The sequence below is a fragment of the Dermacoccus sp. 147Ba genome (assembly GCF_004151355.1).
GTDB lineage: Bacteria > Actinomycetota > Actinomycetes > Actinomycetales > Dermatophilaceae > Dermacoccus > Dermacoccus abyssi.
The window spans coordinates 134,830-150,025 of sequence record NZ_SEHL01000008.1 but is presented as its reverse complement, the minus strand read 5'-3'; the positions used below and the strand labels follow the sequence as shown (position 1 = coordinate 150,025).

At 66.7% G+C, this 15,196-nt stretch carries 14 protein-coding genes and 1 pseudogene; 8 read left to right on the top strand and 7 right to left on the bottom strand.

The genetic code is table 11. From position 1 onward, the window contains the following. The first annotated feature begins 208 nt into the window (after positions 1 to 208). Together EVU97_RS11665 and EVU97_RS11660 are read left to right on the top strand one after the other, a co-directional pair. Positions 209 to 1,156, top strand: coding sequence for a MoxR family ATPase (locus EVU97_RS11665; protein WP_129665978.1), 948 nt, complete (start codon positions 209 to 211; stop codon positions 1,154 to 1,156). After that, on the top strand, positions 1,149 to 2,837 hold the full coding sequence (locus tag EVU97_RS11660) for a VWA domain-containing protein (protein ID WP_129665976.1): 1,689 nt from the start codon (positions 1,149 to 1,151) through the stop codon (positions 2,835 to 2,837). Before EVU97_RS11665 ends, EVU97_RS11660 begins: the two co-directional genes overlap by 8 nt. A gap of 55 nt (positions 2,838 to 2,892) precedes the next feature. Here the strand turns inward: EVU97_RS11660 and EVU97_RS11655 are convergent, their stop codons facing one another. Both EVU97_RS11655 and arsB read right to left on the bottom strand, forming a co-directional pair. Continuing rightward, complete coding sequence (locus tag EVU97_RS11655; protein WP_129665974.1) at positions 2,893 to 3,312, bottom strand: low molecular weight phosphatase family protein; 420 nt, start codon at positions 3,310 to 3,312, stop codon at positions 2,893 to 2,895. Beyond that, positions 3,309 to 4,412: an ACR3 family arsenite efflux transporter gene (gene arsB, locus EVU97_RS11650; RefSeq protein ID WP_304988622.1), complete on the bottom strand. Its 1,104-nt coding sequence runs from the start codon at positions 4,410 to 4,412 to the stop codon at positions 3,309 to 3,311. The genes EVU97_RS11655 and arsB overlap by 4 nt, the downstream gene beginning before the upstream one ends. A gap of 52 nt (positions 4,413 to 4,464) precedes the next feature. On the opposite strand from arsB, the gene EVU97_RS11645 reads away from it, so the two are divergent. Further along, complete coding sequence (locus tag EVU97_RS11645) at positions 4,465 to 4,794, top strand: helix-turn-helix transcriptional regulator (RefSeq protein ID WP_129665973.1); 330 nt, start codon at positions 4,465 to 4,467, stop codon at positions 4,792 to 4,794. A gap of 122 nt (positions 4,795 to 4,916) precedes the next feature. On the opposite strand, the gene EVU97_RS11640 is transcribed toward EVU97_RS11645, so the two are convergent. Genes EVU97_RS11640 through EVU97_RS11625 form a run of 4 tightly spaced genes read right to left on the bottom strand, consistent with a single transcriptional unit; the run spans position 4,917 to position 8,634 of the window. After that, positions 4,917 to 5,915 carry a glycine betaine ABC transporter substrate-binding protein gene (locus EVU97_RS11640; protein WP_129665971.1) on the bottom strand — a complete coding sequence of 333 codons (999 nt, stop codon included), beginning with the start codon at positions 5,913 to 5,915 and terminating at the stop codon, positions 4,917 to 4,919. Positions 5,916 to 5,919: 4 nt separating this feature from the next. Continuing rightward, positions 5,920 to 6,660, bottom strand: a complete 741-nt coding sequence (locus EVU97_RS11635; protein WP_047310973.1) for an ABC transporter permease — start codon at positions 6,658 to 6,660, stop codon at positions 5,920 to 5,922. Next, positions 6,657 to 8,000, bottom strand: a complete 1,344-nt coding sequence (locus EVU97_RS11630) for an ATP-binding cassette domain-containing protein (RefSeq protein WP_370448532.1) — start codon at positions 7,998 to 8,000, stop codon at positions 6,657 to 6,659. The genes EVU97_RS11635 and EVU97_RS11630 overlap by 4 nt, the downstream gene beginning before the upstream one ends. Next, complete coding sequence (locus tag EVU97_RS11625; protein WP_047310972.1) at positions 7,993 to 8,634, bottom strand: ABC transporter permease; 642 nt, start codon at positions 8,632 to 8,634, stop codon at positions 7,993 to 7,995. The genes EVU97_RS11630 and EVU97_RS11625 overlap by 8 nt, the downstream gene beginning before the upstream one ends. A gap of 288 nt (positions 8,635 to 8,922) precedes the next feature. Here EVU97_RS11625 and EVU97_RS11620 point away from each other — a divergent pair, with 288 nt between their 5' ends. Further along, positions 8,923 to 9,462: an N-acetyltransferase gene (locus tag EVU97_RS11620; protein WP_165357953.1), complete on the top strand. Its 540-nt coding sequence runs from the start codon at positions 8,923 to 8,925 to the stop codon at positions 9,460 to 9,462. Between the two features lie 154 nt (positions 9,463 to 9,616). Here the strand turns inward: EVU97_RS11620 and EVU97_RS11615 are convergent, their stop codons facing one another. Beyond that, positions 9,617 to 10,468, bottom strand: a complete 852-nt coding sequence (locus tag EVU97_RS11615; RefSeq protein WP_129665967.1) for a PIG-L deacetylase family protein — start codon at positions 10,466 to 10,468, stop codon at positions 9,617 to 9,619. Positions 10,469 to 11,117: 649 nt separating this feature from the next. Here EVU97_RS11615 and EVU97_RS11610 point away from each other — a divergent pair. The 4 genes and pseudogenes from EVU97_RS11610 to EVU97_RS11590 all read left to right on the top strand — a co-directional run bounded on the left by EVU97_RS11610 (position 11,118) and on the right by EVU97_RS11590 (position 14,281). Further along, positions 11,118 to 11,585 (top strand): hypothetical protein, encoded by a 468-nt coding sequence (locus EVU97_RS11610; RefSeq protein ID WP_129665965.1) that lies wholly within the window; start codon positions 11,118 to 11,120, stop codon positions 11,583 to 11,585. Between the two features lie 138 nt (positions 11,586 to 11,723). Then, entirely contained in the window at positions 11,724 to 12,035 is a 312-nt protein-coding gene (locus EVU97_RS11605) for a hypothetical protein (protein ID WP_129665963.1), read from the top strand. A gap of 125 nt (positions 12,036 to 12,160) precedes the next feature. Then, positions 12,161 to 13,116 (top strand): annotated as a pseudogene (locus tag EVU97_RS15265) (IS3 family transposase); the annotation flags it as partial. 121 nt (positions 13,117 to 13,237) lie between these two features. Further along, on the top strand, positions 13,238 to 14,281 hold the full coding sequence (locus EVU97_RS11590) for an IS30 family transposase (RefSeq protein WP_129665961.1): 1,044 nt from the start codon (positions 13,238 to 13,240) through the stop codon (positions 14,279 to 14,281). Positions 14,282 to 15,196: the final 915 nt, after the last annotated feature.

Sequence of the window (15,196 nt, the reverse complement as noted above, 5' to 3'; positions counted from 1 at the left end):
TCATCGGGGCCTGCGCGGTTGGCGGATGCGCGGTGGACATCTCTTCCCTTCGTTTAGTTAGGTTATCTATGTTTAAAGGTACACCTGACTGCGAAGTGTGCGCGAGCTGTGGGGCCAGCGTCACATCGGATCGTTCCGAGGGCCCACCCGGTCAACCCGTTCTGCGTTTTCACCGATCGCGGCCTGAGCCATCCGCGACAATGGCACGGTGACTGCGCACTTCGAATCCGTCGACGACGTCCTCACCCGCCTCGCGGATGCCGGTTATCTCGCGAGCGACGCCATCGCGACGACGGTCTTCCTCGCCGACGCACTCGGTAAGCCGCTGCTCGTCGAGGGCCCCGCCGGCGTCGGCAAGACCGAGCTCGCCAAGGCCGTCACGAGCGCGCTCACCGCGACCACCGGTGAAGACGCCGACCTCGTGCGCCTGCAGTGCTACGAGGGCATCGACGAGGCCCGCGCCCTCTACGAGTGGAACCACGCGAAGCAGCTCCTGCGCATCACCGCCAACACTGCGCTGGCACAGACGAACGCGACAGGGACCACCGCGCAGGCGACCGACGACGAGGTCGCTCACGACTGGCAGGCCCTCGCCACCGACATCTTCACGGACGAGTTCCTCCTCACCCGGCCCCTGCTGCGCGCCATCCGCAACGAGCAGCCCACCGTCCTGCTCGTCGACGAGCTCGACAAGGCCGACGTCGAGGTCGAAGGCCTCCTCCTCGAGGTGCTGAGCGACTTCCAGGTCACCGTGCCCGAACTCGGCACCCTTGCCGCGACGCAGCGCCCGTTCGTCGTCCTCACCTCCAACGCCGCGCGCGACCTGTCGGAGGCTCTGCGCCGACGCTGCCTCTTCCTCCACATCGACTACCCCAGCGCCGAACTCGAACAGCGCATCGTCGCCCTCAAGGTGCCGGGCCTCGACGCGGCGCTCGCCGAGTCCGTGGTCCGGCTCGTGCAGCGCCTGCGCGAGATGCCGCTGCGCAAGGCGCCCAGCATCGCGGAAACCGTCGACTGGGCGCGCACCCTCGTCGCACTCGGGGCCGACAGCTCCGACGACCTCGACCCCACCGTGCTGCGCGCCAACCTCGGCGTCCTGCTCAAGCACCAGGACGACATCGAGCGCGCCTCCACGCTGCTCAAGCTCAATGCCTGACGAGCACCACTTCCCAGGGGCGTTCCACAACCGCCCCTCGGCCGGGCAGCCCGAACGTCACGAACCGCTCGACGACGCTGCGCCGCGTGGCGAGGACACGCAGACACCCGCGGTGATCGGCCCCCTCGGACGCCGCCTCGTTGCCCTCGCCGACGCGATGCGCCGCCACGGCGTCGTCGTCGGAACGAGTGACGTCGTGGATGCCGGGCACGTCGCGGGCGCCCTCGGTCTCGAGAACCGCGAGCGCCTGCGTGAGGGGCTCGCAGCGGCTCTGGTGCGCCGGGGCGAGCAGCGCGGCGTCTTCGACGATCTGTTCGACATCTTCTTCCCCGCTGCGCTCGGACGACGCACTGCGGCAGGCGATCTCGGCGCCGACGACCTGCTCGCCCAGCTACCGGAGTTCGACGCGGAGAACGCCGATGCCGCCGAGTTGCGCGAACGCGCCAAGGCCCTCACCGAACTGCTTGCGAGGGCTCTCGCCGAGAACGACGAGCGGGCCCTCGAGACGCTCGCGGGCGTCGTCGTCGACGAGTTCGGGCGCCTGCGTCGCGCGGGTGACGAGGGGTTCTCTGCGAACCAGGCCATCGACCAGTTCCAACCGAACCTCGCGGTTGCGCGGGCCACGGAGCTTCTGCGCGAGCACGACGAGTACCTGCGCCGCCTGCGAGCCGAGCAGGAGGCGGACGCCCTCGAGGGCAGCGGCGGCTCCCCCGGTCTCGCCGACGAGGGCGTCGGCACCTCCGAGGGCGGCGGTGGCGCCGGCAGTGGCGGTCAGGCCGCAGCCCCACTCGAGGGGTGGCAGCCCGACCCGTTCGTCCAGCGCTTCGACCGCGACGAGATCCGTACGCGCGTCGCGGGGTTCCGGCGTCGCATCGAGACCGAGTCCCGCCGTCGCAACGCCGAGATCCGCGGCAGGGCGAGCCAGGCGACCTACGCCGTCACCACGCCGATCGAGCGGCGCGACTTCAGTCAGACCTACGCGATCGACGCCGCCCAGATGCGTCGCGTCGTCGAGCCCCTCGCGCGCAAGCTCGCGGCCCGCATGGCGGCGAAACGACGCCGCGCCAGTCACGGGCGCATCGACATCCGCAAGACGCTTCGTGCGTCGATGTCCACCGGCGGAGTTCCTATCGCGCCCGTCTACGACCACCGCACGCCGAACCGCTCCGAGCTCGTCATCCTCGCCGACATGAGCAGCAGCGTCTCCGGCTTCAGCCGCTTCACGATCCTGCTCATGCAGGCGATGCAGGCGCAGTTCGCGCGCGTGCGCGTCTTCGGGTTCGTCAACACCGTGGACGAACTCACCGAGACCGTCCGCGCCGTGGGCGCGGACGGCGACCTCATCGAGGCGCTTCGCGGCAACACTCGGATGCAGCGCGGGCACCGCAACTCCGATTACGGCATGACGTTCGTCGACTTCGTCGCCCACCACCTCGACGCCGTCACGCCGCGTGCCACCCTGCTCGTCCTCGGCGACGCTCGCACCAACTCGACGAACCCGCGCTACGACGCGCTGCGCACCATCGTGGACGAGGCACGTCACGCGTTCTGGCTCAACCCGGAGGCCGAATCGCAGTGGGGTACCGGCGATTCGGTCGCGACGAAGTACGCCGAGATCATCGACATGCACGAGTGCCGCACGATCACCGACCTGCGCGACTTCGTCACGAAGGCCCTCTGACGCCCTGAGCGTCGGCTATCCGGTGCAGATGTGTGGATCTGATCGGCTGGCGCGTTCAGCCCGTCAGGTCGGCGACGAGGGCGCGCACACGCGCGTCGATGTCGTCGCGCACGAGACGCATCCGCTCCACGCCATCGATTCCGCGCAGCGACGGTTCGTCGGTGATCCACCGCTCGATGTCGGTTCGCATTCCCTCCACGGGTTCGACCTGCGCTTCGCCACCGATGACGACGACGCGGTCCGCGCGGCGCAGCAGATCGACGTCGATCGCCTTGGGGTGTTCGCCCTCGAACGTGGCGCCCACCTCCGCGACGGCCGCTCGCGACTCCTCGTTGAGCTTCGATCCCGGGTGTGTGCCGGCCGAGTGCACCTCGACGGAGTCGCCGGCGTGCAGGCGCGTCAGGGCAGCCGCCATTTGCGACTTTCCGGCGTTCTTGACGCAGACGAACAGGGCACTCGGGCGGGGCTCGCTCATGCTCGGGTCTCCTTCGGCACCTGGGGGAAGCGCCCGCGCAGCGCGAGCGAGACGTAGACGAGGCCGACGAGCACGGGCACCTCGATGAGGGGCCCGACGACGCCCGCGAGCGCCTGGCCGGACGTTGCCCCGAAGGTCGCGATGGCGACGGCGATGGCGAGCTCGAAGTTGTTGCCGGCCGCAGTGAAGGCGAGCGTCGTCGTCCGCTCGTAGCTCATGCCGAGCGCCTTGCCGAGAACGTAGCCGCCGCCCCACATGAGGGCGAAGTAGACGAGCAGAGGCAGGGCGATGCGGGCGACGTCGAGCGGGTTGCGCGTGATGGCGTCGCCTTGGAGCGCGAAGAGCAGGACAATGGTGAACAGCAACCCGTAGAGGGCCCACGGCCCGACGCGAGGCAGGAACGACCCCTCGTACGCGTCGCGGCCCCAACGCTTCTCGCCGACACGGCGTGAAAGGAAACCGGCCAGCAGCGGCACGCCGAGGAAGACGAGCACGGACGCGGCGATGTGCCACGGCGACACGTCGAGGTTCGTCTGCTCGAGGCCGAGCCACCCGGGCAGCACCGACAGGTAGAACCACCCGAGGCCGGCGAAGGCGATGACCTGGAAGACCGAGTTGAGCGCGACGAGCACGGCCGCGGCCTCGCGGTCACCGCAGGCGAGGTCGTTCCAGATGATGACCATCGCGATGCACCGGGCGAGCCCGACGATGATGAGGCCCGTGCGGTAGGCGGGCAGGTCGGCCAGGAAGATCCACGCGAGCGCGAACATCACGGCGGGCCCGACGAGCCAGTTCAGGACGAGCGACGCACCGAGCATCCGCTTGTCGGCCGTCACGGTGTCGAGGCGGTCGTAGCGAACCTTCGCGAGCACCGGGTACATCATGACGAGCAGGCCGATGGCGATCGGCAGCGAGACACCCTCGACCTCGACGGTGGAGAGCGCGTCGTCGAGACCCGGCACGAGCCGTCCGAGAAGGAGACCGACGGCCATCGCAGCGACGATCCAGACCGGCAGGAAGCGATCGAGCGTCGAAAGGCGCGCGGCAACAGGGGCTTGCGTGGGCTCGGCGGAGCCAGTGGCATCGGTCTTCATCGTCATGAACTCTGGCCAACGTATTGATGTTTGTCAATATGTCGGTAGGGTAAGCCACATGTCCACCCCCGCAGAGTTCACCTGCGCTCCCGCCGCCGACGCGGCGCTGCTGCCGCTCGACGACGCGAATCGCCGGGCCGAGCTCCTCAAGGCGATCGCCGATCCGGTGCGGCTGCGTCTGCTCACCTACCTCGCAGCCACCCCCGACGGCACGGTGTGCGCCTGCCACCTGCCGAGCCAACTGGGCATCACCCAGCCGACCCTGAGCCATCACCTCAAGAAGCTGACGGACACCGGGCTCCTCATGCGCGAACAGCGCGGACGGTGGGCGCACTACACCGTCGTCCGGTCGCGGCTCGACGAAGCTCGGTCAGCGCTCGAGCTCTGACCCAGCCGGTGCAGATGTGTCGATGTGGCCGCGCTATGTCGCCACCAGATCGACAGAAGTTCCCCGGATACGCGAACGCCCGGCCTCTCGCGCTTCGAGGGGCCGGGCGTCACGTCAGGCGGCTACTTGATGAAGCCTTCCTTCTTGAGCCAGTCGAACGCCACGTCGGACGGGTTCTCACCGTCGACGTCGACCTTGGCGTTGAGCTCGATCATCGTCTCGTTCGTCAGCTTCTTCGACACAGGGCCGAACAGGTCCGACAACTGCGGGTTCTTCTCCAACGTCTTGGTGGAGAACACCGGGGCGACGTTGTAGAGCGGGAAGAACTTCTTGTCGTCGGCGAGCACCTGCAGCTTCAGCACCTTGATGCGGCCATCGGTCGTGAAGACCTCACCGAAGTTGCACAGCCCGTTGTTCGTAGCCGCGTAGATCGCACCCGACTCGAGCTTCTTGATCTGGTTACGCGGAATCTCGCTGCCGAGCGGAATGCCGTAGGCCTTGAGCATCGGCTCGAGGCCGTCGTCACGGTTGGCGAACTCGGTGTCGACGCACAGCGTGCGCTGCGCCTTCGGCACCTTCTTGAGGTCGGACAACGACTTCACGTTGAACTTCTTCGCCGTGGCTTCCTTCGCCGCGAACCCGTAGGTGTTGTTCATCGGCGCGTACTGCAGCCACGTCAGACCGTTCTTCGCGTCCTCTGCCTTGACGGCGTCGAACTGCTTGCGCGGGTCCGGAATCGGCTTCGTGTGCCCCATGTACGTGATCCACGCCGTGCCCGTGTACTCCCACGAGAACGTCGTCTGGCCCTGGATCTGCGCCTCACGAGCCGCCGCAGAACCGGGGATCGTCGTGAAGTCCTTCACGTTTCCCCCGGCCGACTGCAGCAGGATGACGGCGATCTTTCCGAGGATCTGCTGCTCCGTGAACTGCTTGGAACCGACGGCGATCTCGGCGCCGTCGAGCTTCTTCACGGAGGCGAGCTTCGGCCCCAGTTCACCCGAGGGCGAGATGCCGGCCGAGGTACCGAGGCCACAGGAGCTGAGCAGCAGCGAACCCGCTGCCGCCGCTCCGGCGACGCCGGCGAGCCTGGCCCGCGGAGTACGAATCAACTTGTGCGTCATGCGATCACAGCCCCTTCGGGGTGACGATGGCCTCGAGCACACGCCCGGCCCACTCGAAGACGAGCGCGAGCAGGGCGATGAGGATCGCGCCACTGACGAGGATCGGGTAGCGGAACAGGTTGATGCCCGCCTGGATGAGCGCGCCCAGACCGCCGGCGTTGATGAACGTCGCGAACGACGCCGTACCGACGAGGAGGACGAGCGCGGTGCGCACACCGGCCATGATGACCGGCGCCGCGAGCGGCAGCTCGACCGTCGCGAGCGTCTTCATCTGGCTCATGCCCATGCCGCGGGCCGCCTCGACGAGCGTCGGGTCGACCTGCTGCAGACCGACGATCGTGTTGCGCAGCACCGGCAGGAACGCGTAGATCGCGAGAGCGAGAACGGCCACCCAGAAGGTGAAGCCGATCCACAGCGCGAGCAGCACGATGAGGCCGATGACCGGCGTCGCCTGGCCCGCGTTGGCGAACGCGACGACGGGCCCGGAGAAGCGGCGCAGCTTGGGACGGGTCAGGGCGACACCGATGGGCAGGGCCGTGGCGAGCACGAAGAAGGTGGCGACGAACGTCACCTTGATGTGCTCCCACCCGAGCTTGCGCAGCGCGGACCAGTCGAGCTGACGCGCCTCGATGGGGTCGAGATCGGCGGTCTGACGCCAGATGACCCAGGCGCCGAAGATGACGAGGATGAGGACGGGCAGCCCGAAGATCAGACCGAGTTGCTCGCGTCCGATACGGCCCTTCACTGTTCCTCACCCTCCTCGGCCTGCTCGTGGAAGTCGGTGTGGCTCGAGGTGTTCGCCACAGCCACCGAATCGGGCGTGGCCTCGGCGTCGGCACCGTGACGGCGCGACTCGGCCGCCTCGTGGGTGTCCTGGATGTGCGTCATGATCTGCTGGAACGACGCGACACCGCGGTACTCGCCGCGCCCACCGGTGACGACGACGGCGCCGTGGCTCGAGCTGAGCATGGCGTCGAGGGCGTCGTTGAGCGTGGCGCGGTGGTCGACCGTCTGCAGTGCCTCGCGGCGACGGTTCTCGACGCGCTCGCCGCGCAGCTTGGCGGCGGTGACGAAGTCGACCGGACGACCACGCTCGTCGAGCACGACGACGTTGCGCACACCGGACGCGGTGGCGTTGCGCTGCACATCGACGATGGAGTCACCCACGCGAACCGTCGGCGCGTCGGCGATCTCGACATCGTCGAGGCGCGAGAGGGCGAGGGACTTGAGGGCCGAACCGGCACCCACGAAGTCCTCGACGAACTCGTTGGCCGGGGCCGCGAGGATGTTCTCGGGGGTGTCGTACTGCTCGATCTTGCCGCCCTCGGAAAGGATGAGGATGCGGTCGCCGAGCTTGAGAGCCTCGTCGATGTCGTGCGTGACGCAGATGATCGTCTTGCGCACCTGGCGCTGGATGCTGAGCATCTCGTCCTGCAGGCGCGTACGCGTGATCGGGTCGACGGCGCCGAAGGGCTCGTCCATGAGGATGACGGGCGGGTCGGCGGCGAGGCCGCGGGCCACACCGACACGCTGCTGCTGACCGCCGGAGAGCTCACGCGGGAAGCGGTCGCGGTAGCGCTCCGGGTCGAGGCCGACCATGTCGAGCAGCTCGTCGACGCGCTTGGTCGTCTTGGCCTTGTCCCAGCCGAGCAGACCAGGGACGACGGCGATGTTGTCGGCCACCGTCATGTGCGGAAAGAGTGAACCACCCTGGATGACGTAACCGATGCGCCGGCGCAGGTCGTCGGCCTTCGACTCGGAGATCGGCTTGCCGTCGATCGTGATGGTGCCGCTCGTCGGGTCGATGAGACGGTTGATCATCTTGAGCGACGTCGTCTTGCCGCAGCCCGACGGGCCGACGAACATGACGGTCTCACCGGCGGGGATGCGCAGCGACATGCCGCCGACGGCAGCCTTCGCCTGGCCGGGGTACTTCTTGACGACGTTGTCGAAGACGATCTCGGCGCCCGTGACTTCGCTGCGCTGGGAGCTCGTGGCGTCGACGTCGGTGTTGACGTCCGTGTTGACGTCGTCAGCGCGCTCGACCGGCGTGGCGCCCTGGGCTTCGGTGGTGTTGTCAGGCACGGATCCCCCTGGGAATCGTCAGTCGGCCGACGCCGACAAGAATGAGGTCGAGAAGGAGCGCGAGGACGACGACACCGATGGTGCCGACGAGCGCGTAGTTGAGCGCGTTGGCGCCGCCCACCTGGGCGAGGCCGGTGAAGATGTAGCCACCGAGACCGGGGCCGAGGGCGTAGGCGGCGATGGCGCCGACGCCGAACGACATCTGGGTGGACGTGCGCACGCCGGCGAGGATGACCGGCCACGCCATGGGCAGGCGCACCTTGAGCAGCGTCGCCGCCTTGCTCATGCCCATGCCCTGCGCGCTTTCGAGCAGGTTCTTGTCGACCGACTCGAGGCCGACGACCGCGTTGCGCAGGATCGGCAGAACGGCGTAGAAGCAGACTGCGAGCACCGACGGCAGGGCACCGATGCCCACGAGCGGCAGCAGCACACCGAGGAGCGCGAACGACGGGATGGTCAGACCGACCGCCGAGAAGATGTTGGCCAAGCCCTTGAGCCTGTTGTTCCGAATGACGATGACCGCAAGGACGAGCGCGATGATCGTGGCGAGCAAGACGGCCTGGACGACGAGCGAGGTGTGCTGGTAACTGCGATAGGCGATGTCCTGCCATCGCTCAGCGATGAATTCCCACACGAGGCGTCATCCCCCTTTCCACAATGTGCCCGCCGACGCCCCGTGCGGCACACGGGAGTAGGCGGGCTTCGTTTGGCTCATCCTAGGTGCGCAGCCGCGTCAGACCGCGGTTTCCCGGGGCGCGCGGGCCCCGCCGGCGCTCGATGGCCGACGGTCGCGCGCGCCGTTCTCCTTGCCATGACAGAGGGAATTCACAGTTGATAACGAATGGCTCACGAATCTCTGAATATTGCGACAGTGCGGGCAAATCGGTCGATTGTGCCCCTCGGGATCGGGAGGATGACCGTCATGAGTGTGCACCCCTCGTCGCAGCTTCCGTGGCAGACCTACCGTGACGTGCGCCTGCGTGCGTTGGGGACCAATCCGGAGGCGTTCGGCTCGTCGTTCGAGCGCGAGGTGGCCTTCCCCGACGAGCGGTGGGTCGAGCGCGCGTCGAACCCCGGAACGCTGCTGTGGGTGGCTGACGACGAGCCGGATGCCTCGAGCGGCGTCGCGCCGCGTGCTGACGGTTTGGCGGGCCTCTTTCCCGCCTCCGGTTATCTCGACGACGTGGAGAGCGCTCGGACGCTGACGGACGACCCGGAGCGTCTCGCCTTCGTCGTCCAGGTGTGGGTGGAGCCGGGTCGGCGCGGCACCGGCGTCGTCGACGACCTTGTTGAAGCACTCGTCTTGCGGGCACGCGAGTTGGGTTACCGGGTGCTGGCGCTGCACGTGTTCCGCGCGAACGAGCGGGCCGCGGCGGCGTACGTGCGGCACGGGTTCACGCAGGTGAACCCGCCGTCGCCGGCGTGCCCGGCCGACGAGGACGAGTACGTCCTGACGCTCTGAGCTCGCGACGGGGCGACGACCTGTTCAGGACACAACGTGCCCCGGTGGCACGTCGGCATCTGAAACCGGGAACATCAGGACACAACGCGGCCTGATGGCACTCGCGCACCCACCGGCATGGCCGGAGCGAGCGGGCCGGCCCAGCGTCAGCGGCTCAGAAGAACCAGCCGTCGGGCAGGGGCTGGCCCTCGGGGCGCGCGCCGTGGCCGCGGCCGTCCGTCGCGGGAAGGCCACCGGCCTGCATGGCGGCGACGTCGATGTAGTGCTCGGTGCCGAAGCCGGCGTTGAACGCCTCGGCGGGCATCGCGAGGATGCCTGCGGCGTCGGGCTGCGACGCGTGCGCGCCGAGCGCGGCGCGCTTCGTGTCGAGGTAGGCGCTGACGTCGACGCGGAAGCTGATGTCGCGCTCGGCCATGCCGAGGGGGTTGCCGTCGTCGCCGCCGGCGTCGGGGTCGAAGCTCTCGCCCTCGGGGATGAGCCCGGACTCGCGGGCCTGACGCATCTGCTCGCGCAGGGCGTCACGGTTCATCGTCGACTCGAACACGCGCGGCGAACTCTTCGCCAGCGAGACCGCGCGGTGGAGCACGTTGTGCACCTTGACGTGGTCGGGGTGGCCGTAGCCGCCGTGCCAGTCGTAGCCGACGACGACGTCGGCGTTCTCCTCGTCGAGAATGTCGGCGAGCGCCTGCCCAGCGATGACGGGGTCGGCGCCGTGGAAGGATCCGTCGACGTCGTTCTGCTCCCAGCCCGTCATGCCCGAGTCGGCGTAGCCGAGCCAGGCGACGCGCGCCGTGCCGAGCACCCGAGCGGATTCGGCCGCTTCCTTGCGGCGCCGCTCGACGACGGTCTCCCCCTCGGCCATGTCTTCGGCGGGCGAACCGTGGTCACCGTTCGTGGCGTACACGAGCACGACGCGGTGGCCCTCCTCGACGGCGCGCGCCATGGCACCGGAGGTCTGGCTGGCTTCGTCGTCGGGGTGGGCGTGGAAGAAGACGATGGTCGACACGCGCGACAGTTTCCCACGACCGCCGTGGCGGCACCTACCGCGCGCAGTGAAGCGCCCCAGGTTCTGCGCCGCTCCTATACGGGTTGCGGCTCTCGGATGAGGGCCGCGTAGTGGGCTTGCTCGAACTCCACCGGGGTCATTATCTCAAGAGTGGAGTGCAGACGCCTGGGTCTGCTGAAGGTTTAGTTGAGTCGGCTGTGCAATTGCGAGCAGCGATCCGCATGGACGATGCGGCCCCGGCGCCGCCAGGTCACCGGCGGGCGACGGTGGAATCGAGTGCGGAGACAGCTAAACTGGACTGCATCCGATCACTGATCGAGTAGCCCCTGATGCGGCCTCTGGTTACTCATCCTTGACAGCATATAGGCACCGCTTTCCCGGTCCGTTCAAAGCTTCGTGATAGCGCTCGACCACACCTCGTTCGGTCGATTGGCGACTAAACCCGGGGCAGACCCACATCTGATCCTCTTGTTTGCTGCTTCCTTATGTAGGTGGCCGAACTCTGGGTCGTCGCGATGGGCGTCGCACAAGGTCTTCGCACAGTGCGTCTGGGGCACTTCAGCCTGCGAGTCCGGAGCGGCGAGCCACCGTCGTGCGGCGCGCGAGTTGGAAGATGAGTGTCAGAGATGCGATCGAGTAGGCTTGAGCTATGAATACTCAGGGTGTCGAAGTGGGCGGCAGCGGTGGCACGGAGGAGTGGGGGATGCAGCCAGCGCATCCAAGCTTTGCGGCGCACTTCACCGATCCGATGTACAACGATCCGGCTGATGAGTGGGCGCCGTTCGGCAGCGACGAGGCTGCCGACGTCCTTGCCGAGTGGGAGGAACGTCGCGACGCGCTGACATCGTCCACGCGGTTGCGTGACATGTATGACTCCGAAAAGGACTGGCAAGAGTCGGTGAGCGAGATCGGTACGTCACCGCTCGACACCGACGACGAGGCTACATGGGTGGTGGCGCGAGCCTTTACGTTGCTGAGGCTCACTGGCCAGATAGACGATGAAGGCAAGGCTGTTGCGCTGCGCGGTCTCGACCGCCTCCTCCAAGAGACGGACAATGCACGGGAGTACGTCCAGCAAAAACGTGATTTGGAATCCTGGCGCAATCCCACTGAGTGACTAGGGCGTGTCTGACAAATTTCGGCGGCGGGATTTGAAACGATCATGCCGTTTCACCTTTTCAAGTCCTCTCGGATGCTCTGTGTGAAGCGCCCCAGGTATCGCGCCGCGTCCTTGTGAGTTGGAAGGATGCGAACCATGCCGAAGAAGATCGATCCGAAGGTCAAAGAGCGGTGCGTGCGCCAGGTACTGGAGCACTTGCCGGAGTACCCGTCGCTGACCGCTGCTGCTGGGGTCGTCGCTCGCCGTGAGGGTGTGGGCAAGGAGTCGGTACGTCGCTGGGTGCTCCAAGCCCAGGTCGATGGCGGCCAGCGCCAAGGGGCCACCACCGAGGAACTGGCCCAGATCAAGGAGCTCAAGGCCAAGGTTCGGCGGTTGGAAGCCGACAACGAGATCCTGCGCCGGGCCTCAATTTTCTTCGCGGGGGAACTCGACCCCCGCGATCGCTGATCGTCGCCTTCATCGACGAGATGCGAACCGAGGGCCACGCGGTCGAGTCGATCGGGTCTGCTGAAGGTTCGGTTGAGTCCTTGGATGCATCCCCGACGGTGGGGGTGCTGGAAGGATGAAGCACTGTGCCGAAGAAGTTCACCGAAGAGTTCAAGAAGGACGCTGTCGCGCTCGTGACGGCGGGCAGCAGTCAACGTCAGGTCTGCGCCGACTTGGGCATCTCGAAGTCCGCTCTGCGCACCTGGGTGCAGGATGCCCGGTTCGCGTCGGCGGGCATGAAGCCCGCCGATGATCAGCAGCGCAAAGAGATGGCGGGGGCGCTACGGCGTATCCGCGAACTCGAGCAGGAAAATGAAGTGCTCTGCCGCGCCGCGGCGTACCTGTCGCAGGTGCACATCACGCCCCCAAAATGGGGTACCCGCTCGTCCAAGAGCTTGCTGCCCCCGACGCCCCGATTCGGGTGCCGGTGGCGGTGACGTGCCGGGTGCTGGGCTTCAGTCAGCCGGCGTACTACAAATGGCGGGCACAGCCCGTCAGCGCATGTGAAGCCGAGGAAGCCATCCTGAGCGGGGTGCTTCGCGAGTTGCACGACGAGGATCGCGAAGCGGGCTACCGCGGCTTGTCCAATGACCTCGCCGACCGCGGGTATGTGTGCTCCGACCAGCGTGTGTGGCGTTTGTGCCACGTCGCGGGCGTCCGATCGGCCATCCACGACAGGAAGAGACGCGGACCTGGGTCGCCGGGCCCCGCCGTGCACGACGACCTGCTCGCCAACCAGGACGAGCGCGTCGTCACACGCCACCGCTTCAGTGCTGAACGAGCGAACCAGGTGTGGCTGACCGAAATCAGTGAGCACCACACCCGTGAAGGAGAGCTGTACGTGTGTGCGGTCAAGGACGTATTCGCGAACAGGATCGTCGGGTACAGCATTGATCGGCGGATGAAGGCGCAGCTCGCGGTCGACGCTCTCACGATGACGATCGCGCATCGTGAGAATCCCGTTGGTGTCATTGTGCATTCAGACCGTGGCAGTCAGGGCGGATTCAACTGGTCGTCGCAACACCCTGATCGTGAGGGCGTGTGGTGAGACGAAAGCCAGAAGAATCAGCGGCGCCGGCGGGTACGCGCCGGCAGTGGCGGGTGGTGTCATAGCGTCGTAGCAACAGTGCGGGTGGCGTGCTGGTGGTGGTCGAGGAGTGCGGGTGGCGCGTCGGGTGTTGACGATCGCGGATCGGATCGAGATCTCGACAGGGGTGAAGCCCGGCTGGGAAGTGCGCAAGATCGCTCGGCATCTGGGGCGTGATCCAGGCGTCATCAGCCGCGAGATACGCCGCAACCGCAACGCTGATGGCACCTATCGTGCCGTCGGCGCCGACGTGAAGGCCGAGCGTCGCAGGACGCGCCCGCAAGATGCGAAGGTCGCCTCGTGTCCGGTGCTGCGTGCGCGCGTGCTGGCAGATCTACGCCAGTCACGCACCCCACGCCAGATCCCGGGCCGCTTGCGCCTCGAAGCAGCAGACGCGAGCGTTGAACGCATGCCGAACTCGCTACTAGCCGACGGGCACGTCGCCAGCCATGAGGCGATCTACCAGTTCATCTACGCCATGCCCCGCGCGGAGCTGGTCAAGCATGGCGTGTTCTTGCAGTCCAAACGCACGCGTCGCCACACACGCCCACAGCCGGGCTCGCGGACGAAGAAGGCCCCGATTGTCGGAATGACGCCCTTGAGTGAACGCGACCTGAGCGCGCTCGAACGGCGCGTCCCGGGCCACTGGGAAGGCGACCTCATCATCGGCAAGAACGGTGCCACGTGCGCGATCACCCTCGTCGAGCGCATGAGCCGCTACGTCACGATCCTGGCCTGCCCGATGGGCAAAGACAGCGCCAGCATCGCGGACATCCTCATCGAACACACCCGCGAACTGCCCGAGATGATGCGCGCGTCGCTGGCATGGGATCAAGGCAGTGAGATAACCCGCCACGCCGCGCTCAGCCTGGCCACTGCTCTGCCGGTCTACTTCGCCGATTCCAGATCGCCGTGGCAGCGCCCGAGCAACGAGAACACGAACCGGCTGATCCGCGAGTACCTACCCAAGGGCGAGGCCATCCCCGCGCACCAGCCCTACCTACGCGCCATCAGCAGCGAACTCAACGAACGCCCCCGAGCCACGCTCGGCTACCTCACACCCCGAGAATCCTTCCAACGACTTCTCGTCGGACAACCCCACGTTGCTTCCACGCCTTGACACCGCCCCGCGATGCGCGGCATCAGCGGCCTTCACCTCGGCAACGCGAAAATCGACGCCCGCGGATCCTACGTCATCGACAAGGTGCACGCCGAGATGGGAACGACCAAGGCTTCGACCAGCGCTTGCTCGTCGCCTACCGTTGACAGGATCGGACCGACACGGGCCATTGGTCATGGTTAACTCCGCGCCTGCGGGACGCCGGCGCGCTGATCGAGGTGGCGGACGTCGGCGGGAGCCTGAAGAGTTGGCCGCCGACGTCCTGGATCTATTTCGAGTGCCCCGGCAAGCGGTAACGACCTGACAGAAACGACCAACGCATTCCTCGAACCCCCTACGCGGCAGCGCGCTCGGATTCAGGAACTTGACCACCCACATCAACCTAACTCTCCTCAAGACAGATACCTTCAGGCGCCAGCCCCAGACCATCAGCTACCAAGCGTCGGCCCACTACCGAGGCCTTGAACCACCGGTCAAAAAGAACGAAGTCGGGAGTTCGAAATAGTCGCCGGCGACCTCATAGGAGGGCGCGGACTTAAAGTATCCGTTGCGATGAGAATCTTCAAACAAGGGGCATGAATCGTCCGCGACGATAGACCGCGCAACCCCCTTTGCCAAGACGTACTCTGCGTAACCATCGGGCAAAGAATACAGAGAGAGGCCATCCGAGTGTTTGACCGAAAGCATAAAACTGGGCCCCTCGGTCGAAGTTATCGTCCACGTGAGCTTAGCTTCCAGAATAGATCTACTCTTCCTGACGGGGAAATCCAAGCGGAAGAAATCCTGCTCCACGCCCTCAAGTCGGCTCTTAAGCTCCGCCAAGTTGCCACTCGACAGTCGCCCAATCCCTTCGACAATTTGCACTAGGTAAGGAGGCGACGTCGGCCCTGAAGACAGCGTCATATCACTCAGCCG